14 protein-coding genes and 1 riboswitch are annotated in these 23549 nt (G+C 74.8%); of the genes, 3 read left to right on the top strand and 11 right to left on the bottom strand.

Going from position 1 to position 23549, the window contains the following annotated elements; translation table 11 throughout:
* Positions 1–261 precede the first annotated feature (261 nt).
* The 3 genes from pulA to ATJ88_RS04875 form a co-directional block, all read right to left on the bottom strand.
* Positions 262–6114 carry a pullulanase-type alpha-1,6-glucosidase gene (pulA, locus tag ATJ88_RS04885; protein WP_098462856.1) on the bottom strand — a complete coding sequence of 1951 codons (5853 nt, stop codon included), beginning with the start codon at positions 6112–6114 and terminating at the stop codon, positions 262–264.
* Positions 6115–6306: 192 nt separating this feature from the next.
* On the bottom strand, positions 6307–9918 hold the full coding sequence (locus tag ATJ88_RS04880) for an ATP-binding cassette domain-containing protein (protein WP_098462855.1): 3612 nt from the start codon (positions 9916–9918) through the stop codon (positions 6307–6309).
* A 130-nt stretch (positions 9919–10048) separates the two neighbouring features.
* A complete protein-coding gene (locus ATJ88_RS04875) occupies positions 10049–11035 on the bottom strand; it encodes a malate dehydrogenase (RefSeq protein WP_098462854.1) in 987 nt (328 codons plus the stop codon).
* Positions 11036–11240: 205 nt separating this feature from the next.
* Between ATJ88_RS04875 and ATJ88_RS04870 the strand changes: the two genes are divergently transcribed.
* Positions 11241–12326 (top strand): aquaporin, encoded by a 1086-nt coding sequence (locus ATJ88_RS04870; RefSeq protein WP_141538611.1) that lies wholly within the window; start codon positions 11241–11243, stop codon positions 12324–12326.
* A 138-nt stretch (positions 12327–12464) separates the two neighbouring features.
* On the opposite strand, the gene ATJ88_RS04865 is transcribed toward ATJ88_RS04870, so the two are convergent.
* The gene (locus ATJ88_RS04865) at positions 12465–12794 is read right to left on the bottom strand and encodes a DUF3017 domain-containing protein (protein WP_098465123.1); all 330 of its coding nucleotides are present in this window, start codon (positions 12792–12794) and stop codon (positions 12465–12467) included.
* A gap of 98 nt (positions 12795–12892) precedes the next feature.
* On the opposite strand from ATJ88_RS04865, the gene ATJ88_RS04860 reads away from it, so the two are divergent.
* Entirely contained in the window at positions 12893–14185 is a 1293-nt protein-coding gene (locus ATJ88_RS04860) for an NAD(P)/FAD-dependent oxidoreductase (protein WP_245852128.1), read from the top strand.
* Between the two features lie 160 nt (positions 14186–14345).
* On the opposite strand, the gene purH is transcribed toward ATJ88_RS04860, so the two are convergent.
* The 5 genes from purH to ATJ88_RS04835 form a co-directional block, all read right to left on the bottom strand.
* Positions 14346–15974, bottom strand: a complete 1629-nt coding sequence (gene purH, locus ATJ88_RS04855) for a bifunctional phosphoribosylaminoimidazolecarboxamide formyltransferase/IMP cyclohydrolase (RefSeq protein ID WP_098462853.1) — start codon at positions 15972–15974, stop codon at positions 14346–14348.
* A 38-nt stretch (positions 15975–16012) separates the two neighbouring features.
* Positions 16013–16127, bottom strand: a riboswitch (ZMP/ZTP riboswitch).
* Between the two features lie 32 nt (positions 16128–16159).
* Positions 16160–17059 carry a carbohydrate ABC transporter permease gene (locus ATJ88_RS04850; protein WP_098462852.1) on the bottom strand — a complete coding sequence of 300 codons (900 nt, stop codon included), beginning with the start codon at positions 17057–17059 and terminating at the stop codon, positions 16160–16162.
* Entirely contained in the window at positions 17056–18021 is a 966-nt protein-coding gene (locus ATJ88_RS04845; RefSeq protein WP_098462851.1) for a carbohydrate ABC transporter permease, read from the bottom strand. The genes ATJ88_RS04850 and ATJ88_RS04845 overlap by 4 nt, the downstream gene beginning before the upstream one ends.
* A 71-nt stretch (positions 18022–18092) precedes the next feature.
* Positions 18093–19373 carry an extracellular solute-binding protein gene (locus tag ATJ88_RS04840; RefSeq protein ID WP_098462850.1) on the bottom strand — a complete coding sequence of 427 codons (1281 nt, stop codon included), beginning with the start codon at positions 19371–19373 and terminating at the stop codon, positions 18093–18095.
* 399 nt (positions 19374–19772) lie between these two features.
* Entirely contained in the window at positions 19773–20357 is a 585-nt protein-coding gene (locus tag ATJ88_RS04835) for a TetR/AcrR family transcriptional regulator (protein WP_098462849.1), read from the bottom strand.
* Between the two features lie 59 nt (positions 20358–20416).
* On the opposite strand from ATJ88_RS04835, the gene ATJ88_RS04830 reads away from it, so the two are divergent.
* Positions 20417–21496, top strand: a complete 1080-nt coding sequence (locus tag ATJ88_RS04830; protein WP_098462848.1) for an SDR family NAD(P)-dependent oxidoreductase — start codon at positions 20417–20419, stop codon at positions 21494–21496.
* A 92-nt stretch (positions 21497–21588) separates the two neighbouring features.
* Here ATJ88_RS04830 and purN read toward each other — a convergent pair whose 3' ends face one another.
* On the bottom strand, positions 21589–22230 hold the full coding sequence (gene purN / locus ATJ88_RS04825; RefSeq protein WP_098462847.1) for a phosphoribosylglycinamide formyltransferase: 642 nt from the start codon (positions 22228–22230) through the stop codon (positions 21589–21591).
* 42 nt (positions 22231–22272) lie between these two features.
* Complete coding sequence (locus ATJ88_RS04820) at positions 22273–23523, bottom strand: cell division protein PerM (RefSeq protein ID WP_098462846.1); 1251 nt, start codon at positions 23521–23523, stop codon at positions 22273–22275.
* Positions 23524–23549: the final 26 nt, after the last annotated feature.

Genomic DNA, 23549 nt, shown 5'->3' with positions numbered 1-23549 from the left:
CGGGATCCACTTTCCTGCGTTCGAGTCTCGAAGTCAAAGGCGGAAGGGGCGAAGAACGGTAACGATCTGGTCACAAGGCCGAAACCATTGAGTTCGCTGGCCTCCGGCTGAGGCCACGAGCCTTCCTCCGCGTCCGCCCGCGGACACGGCATCACTTCGAGGCCCGAACACAGAGCGACCGCCCGGGGGTCTCGCCGGACGCCGCAGGGCCCGGCGGTGGGGGTCGTCACCCCACCGCCGGGCCCTGCGACGCGGACGGACTCAGCGCTGACGCTGCTCCAGCACCGCGACCGTACGGGCCGGCACCGTGACGACACCCGCCCCGGCGTCCCAGCGGGTCTCCTTCACGACCGGGTCGCCACCGCCCGCCTGGACCCTCGACAGCCGCAGGTCACGCCCGGCCCAGCCTGGCACCTCGACGGTGACCGGCTCGGGCGAGGCGTTGAACACCGTGACCAGGCCGTCGAGCCGACCGTCGGCGTCCGCCCCCACGGTGTCGTCGACCGCCATGACGATCACGCCCGGCGTCGCCTCCGGGCCCGAGCCCGGGAACGTCACCTTGTCCTGGATCGCCGCGGCCGACCCGAGCCGGAACAGCGGCGTCGAGGAGCGCAGCGCCAGCAGCTCGGCCGCCCGGTCGGACGCCGTGGCGATCTGCGCGGAGGACGGCGCCAGCGCGGGGTCGGCCAGCAGCGGCGCCATGAGCGGCCACTTGTCCTCGTTGTCGGCAGCCATCGGCAGACCGCGGCCGAACCCGTTGTCCTGACCCGACCAGTCGATCGCGTTGAACCAGTCGCCCGAGTCGTAGGAGTTGCGGTCCAGCGACTTCGACCGGAGCAGGTCCGTGCCCGCGTGCCAGAACGAGGGCGTCTGGGCGAGCGCGGCCGTCGCCAGCGACAGGGTGTTCATCCGCACCCGGTCGTCCATCGACGTGGCCTGCGGCAGCTTGAGCGTCAGCAGGTCGAACAGCGTCTCGTTGTCGTGCGCGTCGACGTAGGTGACGACCTCCTCCGGCGAGTCGGCGTACCCGGCCGGGGAGCCCCGGTAGTCGAGGTCCTCGCCCCGGGTGAGCTCGCCGTCGGCCGTGACGAACGCGTAGTCGCGCAGGTTGCCGGCCAGGCCCAGGCGGACCAGGTCCGTCTGGTGGGCGAGGTCGGCCGCCTCGTCCACCCCGCCGTCGTTCACCGTGCCGGGCTCCCCCGTGCGGGCCTCGCGCCCGTTCGGGTCGGTGAACAGCCCGGTGCCGAAGCCCTGCGTGAACGTGGACGCGCCGTCCACCGGCGACCCGCCGTGCACCGCGTCGCGCAGGCGGTCGCTGAACGTGCCGATGCCCGTGCCGCCCAGGTTGCCCTGCGCGGCCTGCGTGAACAGCGCGCCGTCGGCCACCTCGCCGAAGTTCCAGCCCTCGCCGTACAGGTACACCGCCGACCCGTCGACCCCGTCCTCGTCGAGCGTCAGGGCGTCGAGCGCCTCGCGCACGGCCAGCATGTTGTCGCGCGGGTGGTGCCCCATGAGGTCGAAGCGGAAGCCGTCGACCTTGTAGTCCCGCGCCCAGGTGACCACCGAGTCGACCATGAGCCGCTCGGCCATGGCGTGCTCGGTCGCGACGTTCTGGCAGCACGTGCTCGTCGCGACCGCGCCCGTGGTCGGGTCCAGCCGGTGGTAGTAGCCCGGCACGACCTTGTCGAGCACCGACCTCTCCGCCTGGCCGCTCGCCGCGGTGTGGTTGAACACCTGGTCGAGCACCACCTGGAGGCCGGCGCGGTGCAGCGAACCCACCATCGTGCGGAACTCGGCCGTCCGCTGCCCGCCCTCGCGGTGGACGGCGTACGAGCCCTCCGGGGTCGAGAAGTGGTACGGGTCGTAGCCCCAGTTGAAGGCGTCGTCGGCCTGCACCGCGGCCACGGCCGCCTGCTGCTCGGTCGAGTCCGGCGCGAACCCGGACAGGTCACCGGTGGTGCGCTGGTCCGCAGGGTCCTCGGGGATCGAGGCGATGTCGAACGTGGGCAGCAGGTGCACCGTCGTCATGCCGGCCGCGGCCAGCTCGCGCAGGTGCCGCATGCCGTCCGACCCGGACTCGCCGAACGCCAGGTAGGTGCCGCGCAGCTTCTCCGGGACGGTGGTGTCCGCCACCGAGAAGTCCCGCACGTGCAGCTCGTAGATCGTCTGGTCCACGGGCCGCTCCACGACGGGCTGCGCGGTGGTGCGCCACACCTTCGGCGCGAACGCCTTGTCGTCCAGCGACACCACGACGGCGTGCGTCGAGTCCGTGGTCAGCCCCACCGCGTACGGGTCGGTGACGACGTTCGTCTCCACCGCGCCCGTCGCCGGCACGTAGACCTCCACCGCGTAGCGGTAGCGGGCGCCGTACCAGGGGTACCTCTTGTCGACCTGCTTGCCGTCGAGCGTCCACGCCCCGTCGTCCTGCCGGGCGGTGTCGAACCGGTCGGGCTCCGCGTCCAGCGATCGGCCCGCCGGCCACACCAGCAGGTCGACGTCGCGCGCCGTGGGCGCCCACAGCGCGAACGACGCCCACTTGAGGCTCGGGTGGACGACGACGCCCAGCGCACGGTCCGCCGCGGCGTCCGCGTACAGGTCGTCGAGCACGCCGGGCACCTGCACGCCGGTGGCCGCGGTCAGCGTGTCGCCGTCGGCGCGGGTCACCAGGAGCTGGCCGGTGAGCAGGTCCTCGACCGTCGACCGGTCCAGCGGCTCGCCGTCCACCGTCGGCACGAGCGCGGTGTGGCCCGCGAGCGCCGGGAAGTCCGCGGTCACGTCGTCGGGGACGTCGCCGCCGGGCTCGAGGGCGTAGGAGGCCGCGCCGTCGGGCAGGTCTCCCCCGTCGGGTCCGGTGACGGTGTCGGGACCGTCGTCGCCGTCGGGCCCGATCTCCAGGCCGCCGGCCGGGGCGGTCCACAGGGTCCAGTCGTCGCCGGAGCCGAGGTCGTCGGGGGCGAGCAGCAGGTCGGCGCGCACCCAGTGCGCGGCCTGCTGACCGGTGCCCGCGAGCGGCGGGTTCTCGGTGCCGATCGTCAGCTCGTGGGTCGCGAGGTCGTACGAGAACGTCACGGTCTCACCCTGCCCCACGGAGAAGGAGTAGTTCGCGCCGTCGCGGGCGCCGCCGACGCCGTAGTTCTCGGCCCAGGACAGGCCGTGGGCGACCTTGACCTCGTAGGCGCCGCCGGGCAGCGCGGCGGTCGACCACGTGTAGGTGCCGTCGCCGTCGGGGTCCTTGGCCCAGGTGGCGAGGCAGTCGGGCTGCCAGTCACCGGGGCAGCCGGCCTCCTCCTGGTACGAGCCAGGCAGGGTGATGATCGGGCCCTGCGCGGTGGACGAGAAGTCCTTGCTCACGGGGTCCCAGTAGAACGTGACCTCGCCGCCGTCGTGGGTGTACGTCGCGTTGGGGCCGCCCGGGACGCCGCCGGCGCCGTAGTTGACGTCCCACGACCCGTTGATCGCGACCTTGTACTCGTAGGTGCCGGCGGGCAGGTCGAACGTGCCGGACCAGACGCCGTCGGCCCGCTCGGTGAGGCGGGCGCCCTCGCAGTCGGGCGTCCAGTCGCCGGCGCAGCCCATCTCGCTGTTGTGGTTGCCGGGCACGGTGACCATGTCGACGTCGGTCTCCGGCTCCTCCTCGCCCGGGGTGCCCGAGACGTCCACGCCCACGGAGGCGAACGTGGAGGCCGCCGCGCGGTCGCCGTCGGCGTCCACGGTGACGGCGCGGTACTCGACGAGCGTCCCTGCCGGCAGGGAGCCGACGGTGTGGAACACGCGCGGCGTGGTGTCCTCGGCGGTGCCGAGCGGGTTCCAGTCGGTCGTGCCGACCTCGCGCCACGCGAAGGACGTCTCCGCCCAGGCGTCGTCGACGGCGGCACGCACCGGGGCGGTGCCCGTCACGGCGGCCCCGGCGGCCGGGACCTCCACGGCGACGTCGCCCGAGGTGTCCGCGCCGACGGTGCGGTCGGCGACCAGCACGACGGCGGACGTGCCCGGCAGGGTGAGCGTCACCTCGCCGGCGGCGTCGGCCTCCACCGGGGTGCCGCCGTCGGGCCCGTACAGGACGTCGTACGTCGCACCCGGCGTGAGGGTGGTGAACGTGGCCGAACGCTCGCCGGCCGCGTTGTTGAACGCGACGAGGTGCTCGACCTTCTCGTCGCGGTCGACGCGGCTGGTGGCGTAGATCCCCGCGCCGTTCGCCGCGTGGCGCTCGACCTGCGCGCCCTGGGTGAGCGCCGGGGTCGAGGACCGCAGCGCCGCGAGCTCCGCGATGTGCGTGTACAGCGGGGCGTCGGTGTCGTACCGGTCCACGCTGCCGGCGGTCTCGCCGGTGACCAGCGGCTGGTCGGCGTACTCCTGCACCTGCGTGGCGAACAGCGTCTGCCGGGCGTCCTTGTCGCCGCCCGCGCCCGCGAAGCCCTGCTCGTCGCCGTAGTAGACGACCGGCTGGCCGCGGGTGAGGTACATCAGCTCGTGCGCGAGCTCGTCCCGGGCCAGCGGGTCGTCGGTGTTCGCCAGCATGAAGCCGACGCGGCCCATGTCGTGGTTGCCGAGGAACGTCGGCAGCGCCGCCGCCGACGTGTCCGGCGTCGTGTACAGGTCGTCGCTCGCGAACAGCCCCGCCAGGCCCTGCGCGCTGTTCCCGCTCGCGTAGCTCGTCGCCGACGCCTGGAACGCGAAGTCGAGGACCGAGCTCATGTCCGTCTCGCGGACGTACGGCGACAGCAGGCGCGCGTCGGCGTCGTACACCTCGCCGAACATGAAGAACTCGTCCTTGCCCGCGGCGTGGGCGTAGTCCATGACCTCCGTGGTCCACGTGTCCCAGAACTCGCGGTTGACGTGCTTGACGGTGTCGATGCGGAAGCCGTCGATCCCCAGGTCGACCCAGTCCGTGTACACGTCGACGAACCCGTCGACCACCGTCGGGTCCTCGGTCATGAGGTCGTCGAGGCCCGAGAAGTCGCCGTAGGTGACGGACTCGCCGGACCACGTCGAGTTGCCGCGGTTGTGGTAGAGCGTCGGGTCGTTGAGCCAGGCCGGGACCTTGACGTCCGCGTCCTCCGCCGCGACCACCGGCGTGTACGGGAACGACGTCGCCGCGTCCAGCTCCGGGAAGTCGGCCGTGCCCGCCACGTCGGCCGGGTCGAACACGTTCCCCGCCGCGTCGCGGTACGGGGAGGTCGCCTGGTCGACGTAGTCGTAGGCGCCCTCGGCGTAGTCGACGACGTCGGCCGTGTGGTTGGTGATGATGTCGAAGTACACCTTGATGCCGCGGGCGTGGGCGTCGTCGATGAGCGCCTCGAGCTCGGCGTTGGTGCCCAGGTGCGGGTCGATCTGCGTGAAGTCCGTGATCCAGTACCCGTGGTACCCCGCGCTCACGTCGTCCCCGCTGCCCTGCACGGGCCGGTTCTTGAAGGACGGCGTCAGCCAGATCGCGGTGGTGCCCAGGCCCTCGACGTAGTCGAGCCTGTCGCGCAGGCCGGCCAGGTCGCCGCCGGAGTAGAAGCCCTTGTCCGTCGGGTCGAACCCGGACACCAGCGGGTCGTCGCCGAGCCCCGCCGTGTCGTTCGAGGTGTCGCCGTTCGCGAACCGGTCGGTCATGACGAAGTAGAACTGCTCGTCACCGCCGGCCTGGCGCGCCGGCGCCGCGACCAGGGTGTCGTCCGTGGCGGCGTCGTACTCCCCCGCCAGACCCAGCGGTGTCAGCGCGGTGAGGTGGGTGGTGTCGTCGTAGGTGACGCGCAGCCGGGTGTCGCCCCCGAGGACGAGGGGCGCGTTGTCGGCGCCGCCCTCGCGCCCGTACGACTCGTCCCAGGCGTCGTCGATCGCGACCTTGTACTCGTAGGAGCCGGCCGGGACGTCGAACTCGGCCGCGTAGGTGCCGTCGCCGGTCGGGACCAGCTCGGTCTCCGGGCAGGCGGGGTCCCAGTCGGACGCGCAGCCGAGGGCCGCCTGGAGGCTGCCGACGAGGGCTGCGGTGCGGTCCGCGGCGGCCGCGGGAGCCGGTGCGGTGGCGGTGAGCGCGAGGGCTCCGCCGAGGGCGGGCACGGCGACCGCGAGCGCCGCCGCGGCGGCGACCACCGCCCGCGAGCGTGGCAGGGGCAGGGGACGGACCATGACGGGGACTCCTTCGTCGACCGGGGGGCGCGCGCGGCGTCGCGACCTCGGGCCGACTGTACCGTTGCTGAAAGTTTGCAGCAATGGTCGGGAGCGCCTTTTCTCGACCGGACGCACGACCGGGGCCCGTCCCCCGGGAGGGACGGACCCCGGTCCAGGTGCCGGCGGCGGGTCGACCCCCGGCGCGGCGGGTCAGCCGGCCAGGTGCCCCCACCGGGACGACAGGTCGTCCCACGGGCCGACGGCGGCCACCTCGCCCTCGACGAGCACGACCACGCGGTCCGCCCGCGCCAGGGCAGCGCCCTTGGACGTCGCCCCGACCACGGTGGTGCCGCGCTCGCGCAGCGCCGCCCACAGCTCGATCTCCGTGGCGGCGTCGAGCGCGCTCGACACGTCGTCCGCGAGCAGCAGCTCGGCGTCCGCCGCCAGCGCCCGCGCCAGGGCCAGACGCTGCACCTGCCCGCCGGACAGCCGCACCCCGCGGTGCCCGACGAGGGCGTCGTGCCCGCCCGCCTCCGACACGTCCTGCTCCAGGCGGGCCGCCGCGACCGGGCCGTGCACGTCCCGCTCGTGGTCGAGCCGCACGTTGTCCGCGAACGTGCCGGACAGCACCCGCGGGAGCTGCGCGACGTGCGCCACCTGCCCGGGACGCAGGAACGCCTCGGCGTCGGTCACGTCCGTGCCGTTCCAGCGGATCGCCCCCGTGTGCGGGACCAGGCCCGCCAGCGCGGACAGCATGCTCGACTTGCCGGACCCGACCTGGCCGAGCAGCAGCACGAGCTCGCCCCGCCGCACGGCGAGGTCGACGCCCGAGACGCCGATCGTGCCGTCGTCGTGGACCGCCGCCATCCCGGACAGCTCCAGGTGCTCGAGCGGCCGGCGCGTGCCCGCCACCGGCGCCGGGGCCTCCCCCGTGAGCAGGTCGACCCCGTCCGGCAGGTCCACCAGGTCCGCTCCGCCCGCGAACCGGCTGGTGGCCCGCTGCCACGACCGCGTGCCCGGCGCCTCGGTGACGACCGCGCCCGCGACCGTGCCGAACCAGCCGAAGCCGTTCACGGCGTTGGCGACGAGCAGCGCCGTGGCGAGGTCCCACGTGCCCGCGAGCAGACCGCCCCAGGCCGCGACCACGCCCAGCTGGATCATCACCTGCGGGACGCCGTCGAGCGCGGCCTGCACGCGGTGCTCGAACACCGCGGCCTGCACCCGCCCGCCGTCGACCTCGCGCAGGTGGGCGTGCACCTCGGGGGTCCGCGCGGCGAGCTTGACCGTGCGCGCCGAGTCCAGCGCCGACACCAGGGCCCGCCCGAACCGGGCGCGGGCCGCCGACGACTGCGTGGCCGACCGCCCCGCGATCGGCCGGCCGATCGCCGAGGCGCCCGCGGAGACCACCATGACGGCGAGCAGCACGCCCCCGGCGAGCCACGACCCGCTGATGAGGGCCGTGACGCCCGCGATGACCAGACCGTTGACGAAGTCGACCCAGCGGTCCGCGTACCGGACGAACCGGTCGGCGTCCATCGCCCGGGCGACGATCTCGCCCGGCGGGGTGGCGGCGAGCCGCTGCTGGCGCGTCTGGCCGGTCATCACCGACATGCGCACACGCAGCAGCACCTCGATCCACCAGCGCGGGTACAGGTAGATCGCGTAGGCCAGGGCGAGGGGCGCCGCCACGAGCAGCACCGTGAACGTCACGAGCAGGACGGTGGGGAAGCCGTCCTCGATGCCCTCGACCGCGCGGCCCCACAGGAAGCCCGTCACCGCCCCCTGGGCGGACACGAGGCTCGCCACGAGGAACAGGACGCCGCCGACCACGCCCCACGCAGGCCGCACGACGAGCGCGTGCAGCACGCCCCGGGCGAGGCTCGGCCCGTCACCCGGGTCGCGGGCCGGCGGCGGGGTGCCGCGCCGGCGCCGGCCGCCCACGGCCTGCGGGCGTCCGTCGTCGTCCGTGCCGGGCGTCACCGGGCCGTCGTCGACCGCACCGTCGGCCGCGGTCCCGGTGTCCACGGACCCCGCCGCGGTGTCCGGCTCGTCCTCGTCGAGCACGTCGCCGCCGTGCGCGGCGCTCGCCACCAGCAGGTCGCGGTACCGGCCGGGCGTGCGCGCGAGCTCCGCGCGCAGGCCCTGCTGCACGACACGGCCGTGGTCGAGCACCGCCACGAGCCCGGCCCGCTCGATCGTGGTGAGCCGGTGCGCGACGAGCACGCCCGTCCGCCCGGTGAGCAGCCGTTCGGACGCCGCGACGACGCGCGACTCGGTGAGCGGGTCCATGCGCGCGGTGGCCTCGTCGAGCACCACCACCTGGACGTCGCGCACGAGCAGGCGCGCGAAGGCGACGAGCTGCTCCTCGCCCGCGGACAGCGTGGTGCCGCCCGGACCGAGCAGGGTGTCCAGGCCGTCGGGGAGACCCGCGACCCAGTCGTCGAGCCGCAGCTCGCGCACGGCAGCCTCGACGTCCGCGCGCGGCACGTCGGAGAACAGCGCGACGTTCTCCGCGAGGGTGCCCGCGAGGATCTCGGTGCGCTGCGTGACGACGCCGACGGCGGCGCGCAGGTGCTGCAGGTCGAGGTCGCGCACGTCGGCACCGCCGAGGAACACGCTGCCGCGCTCCGGCTCGACGGCGCGGGACAGCAGCGACGCGAGCGTGGACTTGCCGGAGCCCGTGCGCCCCACGAGCGCGATCGTCTGCCCCGCGGGGACGCGCAGGTCGACGCCCTGCAGGGCGAACGTGCCCTCCGCGTAGGAGAAGTGCAGGTCCCGCACCTCGATCCCGACCGGCCCGGCCGGGACGCGGTCGCCCCCGACGGGCTCCGGCACGACGGCGAGCATCTGGCGCAGGCGCGTCACCGCGCCCACACCCTCCTGGATGTCCGGCAGGTGGTGGACGAGGTTGTCGACCTGGCCGACGAACATCGCCGTGACGAGGAACAGGGTGACGAGGTTCGCCACGGGCAGGTCGCCGTCGGCGGCCAGCGCGGCACCGGTCACGGCGACGCCCGCCAGGAGGCTCGCCAGCACCAGGCCCGCACGGCGCAGCATGCGGGTCTCGACGGCCACCACGGACCGGAACTTGGCGTGCACGTCGGCGGAGCGCTGCGCCAGACGTCGGATCGCGAACGCCTGGCCGAGGCTCGTGCGCAGGTCGTCGCGCGCGGCGACGGACTCCTCGAACGCCGCGGCGTGGTCCGTCCAGGCCGCCTCCTCGACCACCTTGCGGCGGGCGATCTCGCCGAGCATCGGCCGCACCAGCACACCCGCGAGGGCGGCGAGCGCCGGGAACAGGATCCACGCGGGCCACCAGGTCACGCCCGCCACGACCCACATGGGCACGACGCCCACCAGGGTGCGCCCGGCACCCCAGAGCTGGCGGCGCACCAGGGTGCCGACGGCGTGGGTGTCGTCGTCGACGCGGTCGAGCACCTCGCCGACGGCCTGCTCCGTGAGGGTGGCGAGCGGCTGGTGCAGCGCGGCGGTCAGCAGGTCGCCGCGCAGCGTGCCCTCGGCACGGTCGACGACGCCCGCCCACACGACCTGCCCGACGGAGTCGAGCAGGGCGGCGCCGACGACGCAGAGGGCGAGGAGCAGCAGGGCGGACAGCGTCGGGTCCTCGGCCAGGCCGCCGGCGACGACGGTGCCGAGGGCGGCGCCGACCGCGCCCAGGGTCAGGGCGAGCAGGGCGACGGCCGCCAGCGGGGCGCGCAGGCGCCGCCAGTCCAGGCGGCGGGCAGGGTCGACGGCGCGGCGGGCGGACGGGTCGGCGTCCGCGACACGGCGCGGGTCGAGGGAGGAGGGTGCATCGATCATGGCCCGTCGACAGTACGTCGCGGGACCGACATTCCTCGACGGAATTTCCGGGCGCCCGAGCGTCGCGCGCGGGCGCCCGTCCGGTCGACCGGACGGGCGCCCTGCGGCGGGCGACCCGGGCGCGCGGGTCTCAGACGAGGCCGAGCTCGCGCACCGCCGTGCGCTCCGCCTCCAGCTCCGCCACGCTGGCGTCGATCAGCCCGCGGGAGAGGTCGTCGATCTCCAGACCCTCGACCACGTGCCACTCCCCGTCCGACGACGTCACGGGGAACGAGCAGACGAGGCCCTCGGGCACGCCGTACTCGCCCCGGGACACGACCCCCGCGCTCGTCCAGTCGCCCTCGGGGGTGCCCAGCACCCAGTCGTGCACGTGGTCGATCGCCGCGTTCGCCGCGGACGCCGCCGACGACGCGCCCCGGGCGTCGATGATCGCGGCGCCACGCTTGGCGACCGTCGGCACGAACTCCTGCGTGAGCCACGCCGTGTCGGCCGTGAGCGCGTCCGCCGGGGCGCCCGCGACCTCGGCGTGGAACAGGTCGGGGTACTGGGTGGCCGAGTGGTTGCCCCAGATCGCGAGACGCCGCACCTGCGCGACCGGCACCCCGGCCTTGTGCGCCACCTGGGACAGCGCCCGGTTGTGGTCCAGGCGGGTCATGGCCGTGAACCGGGCGGCGGGGACGTCCGGGGCGTGCGCCGCCGCGATGAGGGCGTTGGTGTTCGCCGGGTTGCCCACCACCAGGACGCGGACGTCGTCCGCGGCGTGGTCGTTGATGGCCCGGCCCTGGGGCCCGAAGATCCCGCCGTTGGCCTCCAGCAGGTCCCCGCGCTCCATGCCCGGGCCGCGGGGCCGGGCCCCGACGAGCAGCGCGACGTTCGTGCCGTCGAAGGCCCGCGCGGCGTCGTCGTCGACGTCGATGCCGGCCAGCAGGGGGAAGGCGCAGTCGTCGAGCTCCATCGCGGTGCCCTCGGCCGCCTTGACGGCCTGCGGGATCTCGAGCAGCTTGAGCCGCACCGGGGTGTCGGGCCCCAGCATGGCGCCGGAGGCGATGCGGAACAGCAGTGCGTACCCGATCTGGCCGGCGGCGCCGGTCACGGTGACGTTCACGGGAGCAGTCATGGCCCTACTCTGGCGCACCCGACCGGTGCAGTCACCTCCGACGGCCCGGTTGCCGCCCCGATCCGACGCCGCACGGTACGGTGCAGGAGTCGCACCGTGGACGTGGCGCCGGCCACACAGGCGCCTCCCAGGTTCCGGTGCCAGCATCACCGCGCGCCCGGCACCGGCGCACGTGATCTCACCCGACGACCAGCAAAGGACCACCATGGCCGAGCACACCCTGACCGACGTCGAGGTCGGGGCGCCGACACCGCCCCGCCTGTTCACCCGCCTGGCCGCCGAGGCGTTCGGCACCTTCGTGCTGGTGCTCGGCATCGTCGGCACCGCGACGTTCAACGCCGCCAACGGCGGCTCGATCCTCACGGTCGCCCTCGCCGGCGGCATCGCGCTCATCGCCGCCATCGCGGCGGTCGGGCACCTGTCCGGCGGGCACTTCAACCCGGCCGTGACGTTCGGTCTCACGCTGGCCGGTCGCGCCCGCTGGGCCGACCTCGCGCCCTACTGGGTCGCCCAGCTCGTCGGCGCGGCCGCGTGCGGCGCCCTCCTGCTCCTCATCATCCCCGACTCGTACGCCGCGCTGGTCGGCAAGGCGAGCAAGGGCGAGGTCCTCGCCTCCACCGCCAACGGGTTCGGCGACTTCTCGCCGCTCAACACGATCACGCAGGGCCAGGCCACGTTCGACCTGCTGCCCGCGCTCGTCGTCGAGATCCTCATCGCCGCCGTGTTCGTCGGCGTCATCCTCGGCGTGACCAACCCGCGCGCGAAGATCGCCTACCCGGCCGTCGTCATCGGCCTCACCCTCGGCGCGCTGCACATCGTCTCATGGCTGGTGACGAACACGTCGTTCAACCCGGCGCGGTCGCTGGCCTCCCTCGTCTCCCCGGACGCCTGGGGCGACGGCAAGGTCGGCCAGCAGTACTGGCTGTTCGTCGTCGCGCCGCTCGTCGGCGCCGCCCTCGCCGCGCTGTTCGCCCGCGCGTTCGCCCCGCTGCCCGCCACGGACGAGCTGACCGAGGGCGTCGCGGACCCCACCTGGGACGAGCAGCCGGGCACCGCTCCCGCCGCCGCCCAGGCCGCGGCCGTCGCCGCGACGGCCACCGCGACCGCGGCCGCCGTCGAGGCGCGGCAGGACGACGTCGTCGAGGAGGTCGTCGTCACCGAGGTCGTCGAGGACGAGCCGGTCGCCGCCGAGCCCGTCGTCGACGAGCCCGTCGTCGAGGAGCCCGTCGTGGACGCCACGGACGAGCCCCGCACCGAGGGCGACGACGCCACCCCGCCCGCCAAGCCCTGACACCACGTCCGACGGGCCGACCGGGCCCGGACGCACGGAAGCCCGCGAGCAGCTGCTCGCGGGCTTCCGTGCGTCGGGGGGCGGCCGCCGTCCCGGGCGCCCGCGGTCGTGACGCGGGGGCGGGGGCCGCCGGTCCGCTCAGATGCCGGGCGCGGTGAGGGCCAGCACGGACAGCCCGGTGGCCGCCGACCAGCACAGGAAGACGTCGAAACCGCGGCTGCGGATCGCCAGCCCGGCCGGCCCCGTCGGCGAGGTGGCGCGCCAGGCACCGGCGACCGCCAGCGTCGCGGCCAGCGTCAGCGCCCCCGTCCGCGCGTCGACCGTCAGTCCCAGCACGACCGTGGCGACGATCCCGGTGAGGACCACCAGGATGGCGGGCACCGGGCTGGGCGCGGCGCGACCGGACGCCGCCGGGGCGTCGACGGCGTGCCAGCGAGGGGTCGCGGGGGGCGAGGAGTCGGGGACCACGACCACGAGCGTACCGTCGGGCGGTGCCCGTCCGGGCCCCGGTCGGGAGGCCGGGACGCCCCCTCCGGGTCGTGCCGGTGCCCGGTAGGGTCGGCCGGGTGAGCACCGCCCGCGCCTCCGCAGCCGACCGTCCCTCGCCGCCCGGCACCGTGGTCGTCGTCGGGGCCGGGCTCGCCGGCGCGCAGAGCGTCGCGGCGCTGCGTGCCCACGGCTTCACCGGCCGGGTCGTGCTGCTCGGCGACGAGGGCGTCCCCCCGTACGACCGCCCCCCGCTGTCCAAGGACCTGTTCACCCGCCCGGAGCCCGTCTGGCTGTCCGCCGACATCGGCGTCGACGTCGGCGTCCTCGCGGACGAGGTCCGGCTCGACGACCCCGCGGTGGCCTGGCGGCCCGGCACGGTCACCACCCGCTCCGGCGACAGCCTCGCCGCCGACGCGGTGGTGCTCGCGTGCGGCTCCCGCCCCGTCGTCCCGCCCGGCTGGGGAGCCGACGTCCTGCACACCGCCGCCGACGCCGAGCGGCTGCGCCGCGACCTGGGCGCCGGGGTGCGGCTGGTCGTCGTCGGGGCGGGCTGGGTCGGGTCCGAGGTCGCGGGCGTGGCCGCCGGGGCGGGGGCCCACGTCACCGTCGTCGAGGCGGGACCGGCGCCGCTGGCCCGCCAGCTCGGCACCCGCGTCGGCGGCCTGCTCGCCCCGTGGTTCGCCGACGCCGGCGTGCGGCTCCTCCTCGACTCCCCCGCGAGCAGCGTCCGCCCCGACGGCGTCACCCTGGGCTCCGGCGAGCACGTCCCCGGCGACGTCGTGCTCGCCGCCGTCGGCGCCCGGCCCGCCACCGCGTGGCTGCGTGCCACCCTGCCCCCGGACGCGTTCGACGACGTCGGCACGCTGCGGGTCGACGCGCGGGGCGCCGTCACCGGCGTGCCCGGGCTGTGGGCCGTCGGCGACGCCGCGACCCGGCCGCACCCGGTCCTCGGGCGGGTGCCGGGCGGGCACTGGTCCTCGGCGCTGCACGACCCCGACGACACCGTGCGGGCGCTGCTCGGCCTCGACGCCGGGGCGCCGCACGCCCCCTATGTGTTCTCGCGCCAGCTCGGCCACGACCTCGCCCTGTTCGGGATGCCCGGCGGCGACCCCACCGTCCTGCGTGGCACGCCCGGCGACGGCGCGTGGGCGGCGTTCTGGACCGACGCCGTGGAGCCCGGGCCGACGGACGGGCGGGCCGCCGGGACGACGCGTGACGGCGCCGCGACCGTGCACGCCGTGCTCCTGGTCGACTCCCCCCGCGACGTCGGCGCGGTGCGCAAGGCCATGAACCGGCCCGCACCGCTGGTCGTCGACCTCGACGCCGCCGCCGACCCGGCCGTGCGCCTGCGCGACGCCCTCGCGGGCTGAGCGCACGGCGCCTGCCGCCGGGCCGCTCTCCACCTCCCGGGGACGCCGAGACGCGACGAGCGTGCCGGCAGTCTCCTCGGACGGTCCGTGAGGGGAGGCTGCCGGCACGCTCGTTGCTCGGCGGAGGCGGACGGGCCGACCGGAGTCCGGCCCGAGGGCGTCAGTGCGCGAAGTGGCGCGTCCCGGTGAGGTACATCGTCACGCCGGCCGCCCGGGCCGCCTCGACGACCTCCTCGTCCCGGATCGACCCGCCGGGCTGCACGACGGCACGCACGCCCGCGTCGAGCAGCACCTGCAGGCCGTCGGCGAACGGGAAGAACGCGTCCGACGCGGCGACGGCGCCACGAGCCCGCTCCGCGCCGTCGGCGAGCGTGTTCGCCCGCTCGACGGACAGTCGGCACGAGTCGACGCGGTTGACCTGGCCCATGCCGATGCCGACGGCGGCGCCGTCCGCGGCGAGCAGGATCGCGTTCGACTTCGCGGCGCGCACGGCCCGCCACGCGAAGGCGAGGTCGGCGAGGGTGGCCTCGTCGGCGGGCTCGCCGGCGGCGAGGGTCCACGCGGCGGGGTCGTCGCCGTCGGCCTGGAACCGGTCGACCTCCTGCACGAGCAGGCCGCCGGAGACCGGGCGGGTCTCCACGCGAGCGGCACCGTCCGCGGGGGCGTCCATGACGAGCAGGCGGATGTTCTTCTTGGCCCGGAGCACCTCGAGCGCCTCGGGCTCGAAGCCCGGCGCCACGACGACCTCGGTGAACACCGGGGCGATCTGCTCGGCGGCGGCCTTCGTCACGACCCGGTTCGCGGCGATGACGCCGCCGAACGCGGACACCGGGTCGGTGGCGTGCGCGCGGGCGTGGGCCTGCGCGACGTCCTCGCCCACCGCGATGCCGCACGGGTTCGCGTGCTTGATGATGGCGACGGCCGGCTCGGCGTGGTCGTGGGCGGCGCGCCACGCGGCGTCGGCGTCCACGTAGTTGTTGTAGCTCATCGCCTTGCCGTGCAGCTGCGTGGCCTGCGCGAGGCCCGTCGAGCCGTCGACGGCCCGGTAGAGGGCGGCGCGCTGGTGCGGGTTCTCGCCGTAGCGCAGCACGTCGGCGCGCTCATAGGCGGCGCCCGCGACGTCCGGCAGACCCGACTCGATCGCGGCGGCGTCGGGCGCGTACACCGACGCGAACCAGGCGGCCACGGCGACGTCGTACTGCGCGGTGTGCGCGAACGCCGCGGCGGCGAGACGCTTGCGCTCGGCGAACGTGAAGCCGCCGCCGGTGACGGCCGCGACGACGTCGTCGTAGCGGGCCGGGTCGACGACGACCGCTACGCTCGGGTGGTTCTTCGCGGCGGCACGCACCATCGAGGGGCCGCCGATGTCGATCTGCTCGACGACGGCGTCCGGCGCGGCGCCCGAGGCGACCGTCGCGGCGAACGGGTAGAGGTTCACCACGACGAGCTCGAACGTGCCGATCCCCAGCTCGGCGAGCTGCGCCAGGTGGTCCGCCTTGCGGGTGTCGGCCAGGATGCCGGCGTGCACGCGCGGGTGCAGCGTCTTGACGCGACCCTCCAGGCACTCGGGGAACCCGGTGAGGTCCTCCACGGGGGTGACCGGCACCCCGGCGTCGGCGATGCGCGACGCGGTGGAGCCCGTGGAGACGAGCTCGACGCCCGCGGCGTGCAGGGCGGTGGCGAGCTCGACGAGCCCGGTCTTGTCGTAGACGCTCAGCAGGGCGCGGCGCACGGGACGCTGCGCGTCGTCGGCGAGCTGGACGTCCGGGGTGGTGGGGGCGGCAGACATCGTGGTGTGGTCTCCTCGCGGGTAGGTCTTCGCGGAAACCCTGGCGCCCAGGCGGGCGGCGCTCACGGCGGTCTCGACGGCGCCCGTCAGGTCCGGGCGTCGAGGCGGCCGCTCCCCGGTGGTTGTCCACCTTCGCCAGTCACGGCCGCCTCGATCCTACCGGGCGCCCCGGCACCCGGAGGCCCTCAGCCCTTGACCGCCCCCGCGGTGAGCCCGGCGGCCATGCGGGTCTGCACCGTCATGAAGAGCACGATCACCGGCAGGGCGATGAGCAGCGAGCCGGCCATGATGCCGCCCCAGTTGGTCGCCTGGTTGGCTCCCGAGAAGTACTGGAGCCACAGCGGCAGCGTCTGGTTGCCGTCGCTCATCACCACCAGCGCGAGGGTGTACTCGTTCCACGCCGTGATCGTCGCGAAGATCGCGCCGGTCACGAGGCCCGGGCCGAGCAGCGGGAGCGTGATCCGCACGAACGACCCGACGCGCGTGCAGCCGTCGATCATCGCGGCGTGCTCCAGCTCCACCGGGACGCCGTCGACGAACCCCTTGAGGATCCAGATGTTGAACGGGACGATGATGCCCACGTAAAGGATCGACAGACCGACGACGCTGTTGAGCAGGTCCCAGCCGTCGAGCATCTTGTACTGGGAGATGAACAGCGCCTCGGCGGGGATCATCTGGATGACGAGGATGCAGGCGATGACCGCCTTGCGGCCGCGGAACCGGAACCGGGAGATCGCGACGGCCGCGAGGAACGCCATCGACACCGCGACCACGACCGAGATCCCCGTGACCTGGAGGCTGACCGTCATCGCCGACCAGAAGCGGTCGTCGCCGAGGACGCCCGCGAAGTGCTCGGTCGTCGGATGGGTGTTGACGAACGTCGGCGTCGACGACCGGAACTCGGAGTTGGGCAGCAGCGCGGAGCTGATCATCCAGTACAGCGGGAAGAACCACACGACGGCGGTGACGACGGCGAACACGTTCGCCGCGCGCCGCACGCGCGCACCGCGGGTCCGTCCCCGCCGCCGCTCGGTCGGGACGGTCCGTGCCTCGGCCGGTGCGGGGGCCTCCGTGACGGCGGTCATGACGAGACCTCCCGGTCGTTCCTGAAGAGCTGGTGGACGTACGGCAGGGTCACCAGGACCGTCAGGCCGAGCACGATCGTGGCCGTCGCGGCCGCCATCCCGAACTCGCCCTGCCCGATGCCGAGCCGGAAGATGTACGTGCCGAGCACGTCGGTGTCGTCGAGCGGCGCGCCGGCGTCCTGGAGGATCTTGATCTGCGTGAACACCCGCAGGTCCCAGATGATCTGCAGCAGGCCGATGAGCAGCAGCACGGGGGCGACCATCGGCACGGTGACCCCGAAGAAGCGGGCCCACACCCCGGCGCCGTCGAGCTCGGCGGCCTCGTGGACCTCCTCGGGGACCTGGCTCAGGCCCGCGTACGCCATGAACGCGACCAGCGGCACCGACATCCAGATGATGATGATCGAGGCAATGGTGAGCATGCCGGTCGCCTGGCCCAGCCAGTTGTAGTCGTCGGGCCACCACGGCACGACGCGCTCCAGGACCCAGTTGACGACGCCGAAGCGGGTGTCGAACAACAGCTGCCACACCGTCAGCGACGACACGATCGGGACGGCCCAGACGAGCAGGAGCACCGTCTGCAGCAGCAGGCGCGCCCACCCGGACATCCGCATCATGACGACGGCGACAAACACGCCGACGACGATCGTCACCGCGGCCGTGACGAGGCAGAACACGATGGAGCGGGCGAACACCTCCCACGTGTACGGGTCGGTGAGCACGGTGGTGAAGTTGTCCAGCCCCACGAACTCGGCCGGGGCGCCGAACTGCTGCTCCAGCCCGTAGTCCTGGAACGCGAGGACGAACTGCCGCACGAGCGGGTAGCCGAGGGCGAGCAGCACGACGGCGGTCGCCCCGAGGAGCAGCGCGTACGGCAGCCGCGAGCCCTGGTCTCGGCGTCGCGCGGGGCGGGGTGACGAACGGGTCGTCCTGGGTGGTGTCGGCGCGGTGGGTGCGGCCACGGGTACCTCCGGGTGACGAGGGGACGGCGACGCCGGGCGGGACCGTCGCGGCCCCGCCCGGCGTCGTCACGTCACTTGTTGAGGAGCTCTTCCATGCGGGCGTCGGTGTCCGCGGCCACGGTGGCCGGGTCCTGCCCGGTGGCGATCGCCTTCCAGAAGTCCTTGTCCAGGTTCTCGCCCTCGACGAGCGCCCAGTAGCGGGCCGGCGGGGTGAGCTGCGAGTTCGCGGCGACCTCGGCGAGGAGCGCCGCGTTGTCGGCCGTGCCCTGCGCGTCGGCGAACGTCGTGTTGCCGGGCACCCAGCCGTTCTGCGCCATCATGATCTGGAAGTCGTCGGAGTAGACCAGGTCGAGCACCTTGGCGGCGAGCTCGGGGTGCTGGCTCTTCGCCGCGATGCCGAGGTTCGAGCCACCCGCGAACGTCTTGCCGAGCGTGCCGTCCTCCAGGCCGGGCACCGCGAAGACGCCGACCTTGTCGTTCTCGCGCAGCTCCTCGGCGATGTTCGGGTACGACCAGGTCAGGCCGGAGAACATCGCGACGCGACCCTCGTTGAAGTCGTTCCACGGCTCCTGCGCGGCGTCGACGGAGTCCTCGGCGCCGAGCACGCCGGCCTCGTAGAGCGCGGCGACCTGCTCGATGGCGGCCATCGACTCGGGGCTCGACAGGTTGCCGACCCACTGGTCGCCCTCCTGCACGGCGTACTGGCCGCCGTTCGTGTACAGCCACGCCTCGAGGGTGTGCTGGTCGACGCCCGCGATGTAGGCGCCCTGGAACCCGTCGGTCCCCTCGGGGTTGGCCTCCGTGAGGGTGGAGACGACCTCCGTGAAGTCGTCGAGGGAGGTGGGCGGCTCGACGCCGGCGGCCGCGAACAGGTCCTTGTTGTAGTAGAAGATGCGCGACCCCGCGTAGAACGGGACGGTGTAGACGGTGTCGTCGACCGACCCGATGTCGATGAACGACTGGATGAGGTCGTCGCCGCCCCAGCCGTCGACCTCGTCGGTCACGTCGGCGAACGCCCCGACCGCCGTGTACGTCGGCGACTGCGTGTTGCCGACCTCGACCACGTCGGGCGTCTGGGACTCCGAGGCCATGGCCGTCTGGAGCTTCTCGACGATGCCGTCCCACTGCTGGATCTCGATCGTGAGCGTCGAGCCCGGGTTCTGCGCGGCGAACTCGTCGGTGAGCCACGCCTGCGCGTCGTCGGGCACGGAGCCGTCCATGAACCAGACCGTCAGGTCACCGGTGTCGCCGTCACCGCCCGCGGTGTCGTCGTCGGTGCCTCCGCAGGCGGTGAGGACCAGGGCGGCGGCCGCCGCGGTCGCGACCGCGGCGAGAGAACGAGTGCGCTTCACGTGAGCTCCTTCGACGTCGTGGTGGCGCCCGGGTACCGGCCCCCACCCACCCTCGGACGTGGTGTGGCTCACACTCTGGCCATCGCTCGACCTTTTTGCTACCTCGCCTCTCTAACTGTTACCAGACCGCAACACGCCCGCAACGGCCGTCGCCGGGCAGGGCCGGACGCCCCGGCCGACGCCCCGGCGCGAGGAAAACGCAGTCCGGCGCGGTCCGACATCGGTGCAGGTCAACGCAGGGTCCGCGAGTCAGTGCACGGCGGCGCGACTCAGCGCGGGAGAACGCGACTCAGCGCAGGCCAACGCGAGTCAGCGCACGACGGCGCGAGTCCGCGCGGAGCCTCGGGAGTCGTCGCGACGCATCCCGACTCGGTGCCCGCCGGCACGGGACGGCGCCGCTCAGCGCGGGGGCGCGGCCTCGAAGCCGAGCAGCGCCCAGGCGCGCGCCGCGTAGACGGCGCGCTCGACGGCGGGGCGGCGGGTGAGGGCGGCGGTGACGAGCTCGACGCCGAGCAGGAGGTCCTCGACGGTGGTCCCGGGCGGGACGGCGCCGGTGCGGACGGCGTCGTCGACACGGGTCGCCAGGACGTCGGCGACGCGGGAGCGCAGGTCCGTGAGCCGGGGGTCGGGGCGCTCCTCGGGCCGGGCGGACACGAGGTCGATGCTGACGACGGAGTCCATGGCGTGGCGGGTGATGAGCCCGAGGAGGTCGGCGAGGCGCGCGTCCGGGTCGGCGCCGCGCTGCTCGAGGGTGACGACCTGCTCCTCGAAGAGCGCGATGACGAGCTCGACGCGGTCGGGGAAGTGCCGGTAGAGGCTGCCCTGGCCGACGCCGGCGCGCCGGGCGACGGCGTTGAGCGGGGCGTGCGCGCCGTGCTCGGCGAACACCTCGCGGGCGGCGGCGAGGAGCGCCGCCCGGTTGCGCGCCGCGGCCCGGGGGCCGGGGTTGCTGCGGCGCGAGCTGCTGCCTGCCTCGGTGGTCACGGTGCTAGTGTAGTGACCACATCCGGACAACAGTGTCCGGTACCGACGAAGGACCTCCGATGACCGAGCTCACCCTCAAGCACACCGTCGCCGAGTGGCTCGCCGACCCTGTCGGCGAGCGCGTGCTCACCGAGATGCTGGCGGAGGCCGGGACCACCCCCTCGTCCCTCGCGCCGGCCCGTCGCCTCTCCCTCGGCAGGCTCGTCAAGCTCTCCCGCGGCAAGTTCCCGGCCGAGGCCGCCGACGCCCTCGTCGCCCGCGCCGCCGAGCTCCGCGCCGCCGGCGACACCGCCCCCGCCGCGACCGACGCCGCCACCGGGACCGCCGCGCCCGCGAGCGAGACCGTCGCGCCCGAACCCGCCGAGTGGGTCGAGGAGATCACCCCCGGCCGATTCACCGGGCAGACCGTCGTCGTCACCGGCGCCGCGTCCGGCATCGGCCGCGCCACCGCGTCCCGCGTCGCCCGCGAGGGCGGCCGCGTCGTCGCGGTCGACATGACGCGGTCCGGCCTCGACGAGCTCGCCGCCGACCTCGCCGCCACGCTTCCCGAGGGCGCCGCGATCGTGCCCGTCGTCGCCGACATCACCGACTCCGCCGCCGTCGCGCGCGTCGTGGAGGCCGCCGGGGACCGCATCGACGCCCTCGCCAACGTCGCCGGGATCATGGACCGGTTCGCGCCCGTGCACTCCGTCGACGACGGCACCTGGGAGCGGGTCCTGGGCGTCAACGTCACCGGGACGATGAAGCTCATGCGCGCCGTCGTGCCCGGCATGCTCGCGGCCGCCGAGGGGCGCGTCGTCAACGTCGCGTCCGAGGCGGGCCTGCGCGGCTCGGCCGCCGGCGCCGCCTACACGGCCTCCAAGCACGCCGTCGTCGGGCTCACCAAGAACGCCGCCTACATGTACACGGGCACCGGCGTGCGCGTGAACGCCGTCGCGCCCGGTGGGGTCGCGACCGGCATGCAGCCGCGGGACGTGGACGAGTTCGGCATGGGTCGCGTCCAGGCCGGCATGGGGATCATGGCGGACATCGCCATGCCCGAGCAGCTCGCCGCGTCGATCACGTTCCTGCTGTCGAAGGACTCGACGAACGTCAACGGGCAGGTCCTGGCGTCCGACGGCGGCTGGTCCGCCGCCTGACGTCACCCCGGGGCCGGGACCGGCCCTCACGGTCACGGCCCGTGCCGCCCGACGCCCCGGGTGGCACGGGCCGTCCCCGTCCCGGCGGAGGGTCAGCCGATCCGCGTGCGGCGACCCTCCACGGTGAGGCCCTCACGTGCCACCCGGCCGACCGTCTCGACGAGCAGCGACCGCTCGGCCACCTTGATCCGCTCGTGCAGCGACGACTCGTCGTCGTCGTCCAGCACCGGCACCGCGGCCTGGGCGATGATCGGGCCGGTGTCCACGCCGTTGTCCACGACGTGCACCGTGCAGCCGGTCTGCCGCACGCCGTAGGCCAGCGCGTCCCGCACGCCGTGCGCGCCGGGGAACGACGGCAGCAGCGCGGGGTGGGTGTTGATCACCCGCCCCGGGAACCGGCCGAGGAACGACGGCGCGAGGATGCGCATGAAGCCCGCCAGCACCACCCAGTCCGGCCGGAACACGGCTGCGGCCTCGGCGACGCCCTCGTTCCAGGCGGCGCGGTCCGCGAAGTCGGCCGGGGCGACGACGACGGACGCCACGCCCGCCTCCCGCGCCAGGTCGAGCGCGCCCGCGCCCGGCTTGTCCGAGACGACACCCACGACCCGGGCGCCGTAGGCGGGGTCGTCGTGCGCGGCGAGCAGCGCGGCGAGGTTGGAGCCGCCGCCCGACGCGAGGACGACGAGGCGGGCGCCGGGGGCGGGGGCGACGGGATGGCCGGACGGAGTCTGCACGGCCCTACCCTATGCGGCGCCCGGCGGCCCTCGACCCGGCCGTCACGCGGCCCGGCGACGGGCCTCGACGGCCCACGCGGCGACCAGGACGACGGCTGCTCCTCCCCCGACCTCGGCGGCGACGACCCCGCCCGTCACCCAGGGGTCGGCGCCGACGTCGGCCAGCCGGCCGGCACCGGCGGCGCCGCCCGCGAGCCACTGGAGCAGCACCGTCGTGGCGCCCGCCGACAGGGTCGTCCCCGCGAGGATCCACGCGACGTCTCGCCCGCCGACGAGGCCCGGCTCCAGGTTGCGCCACGCGAACCAGCCGGCGGCCGCGCCGCAGGCCACGACCAGGACCGGCGCCCACACCGCGACCGAAGGGCTCCACGCGTCGCCGGGCAGCGCACCCAGGAGCGGCACCGCGGGCAGGACCTCCGCGTGCGACCCGGCCGTGGTGAACGCGCTGCCCGTCCCGACGGCGAAGCCCGGCCCGGCGATCCACGCCGACGCCCACACCACCAGGTTGGGCACCAGCACGAGCTGCACGACGACGAGCAGGGTGACGCCCAGCCAGCTCCCGCCGAGGCCGTCGGCGACCTGGGCGACGGCGTCCCGCCCCGTGACGACCCACACCCCGACGAGCACCGCCGCGAGCCCGACCAGCAGCGCCACGCCCACGAGCCCCGCGCGCAGGCCCAGGCGCAGGGTGTCCGGCAGCCACGGGTCCAGGCGGGGCGTGATGCCCGCCAGCAGTGGGCCGTCCGGCGCGGAGAACATGCCGAGCGCCATGCCGCCGCCCCCCACGACGAGGCCGCCGAGCACGGCCGCGCCCACCTGCACGACGAGCCCGCCGACCCCGTCGGGGGCGGCGGTGCCCGCCAGGTCGAGCGCGACCGTCAGCGCGACGACCGCCCCGGTGTACAGGACCGTGCCGCCCAGCCAGGCGGCGAGCGTCGGCGCGGCGGACCGCTTCGCGGACACGTGCGCGGTGAACACCAGGAGCGCCGTCAGCCCGAGGGGCACCAGCGTCACCGTCGCGGCGCCCGCGGACAGCGGCACGCCGTGGGCGAGCAGCCACAGACCGGTCGCGACGCCCACGCCGGCGGACAGGCCGCCGTCGGTCCCGGACGTGGACGGGGCGTCGAGCACCACCACGACGGCGAACAGGGCCACCACCGCGAACGACAGCCCGACCGCCTGCAGCGCCGCCCACACGCCCGACGACGCGAGCGCGAGGCGGGCCCGCCACGGGGCGACGGCGGCCATCTGCTCGAGGAGCCGGGGCGGGGAGGTGCGGGAGGTGCTGCTCACGCCCCCATCGTCGCCCGTCCGCCCGC

The sequence above is a fragment of the Isoptericola jiangsuensis genome, assembly GCF_002563715.1.
GTDB lineage: Bacteria > Actinomycetota > Actinomycetes > Actinomycetales > Cellulomonadaceae > Isoptericola > Isoptericola jiangsuensis.
Note: the sequence above shows the minus strand (reverse complement) of the source record. Positions and strands in the feature narration are given on the sequence as shown.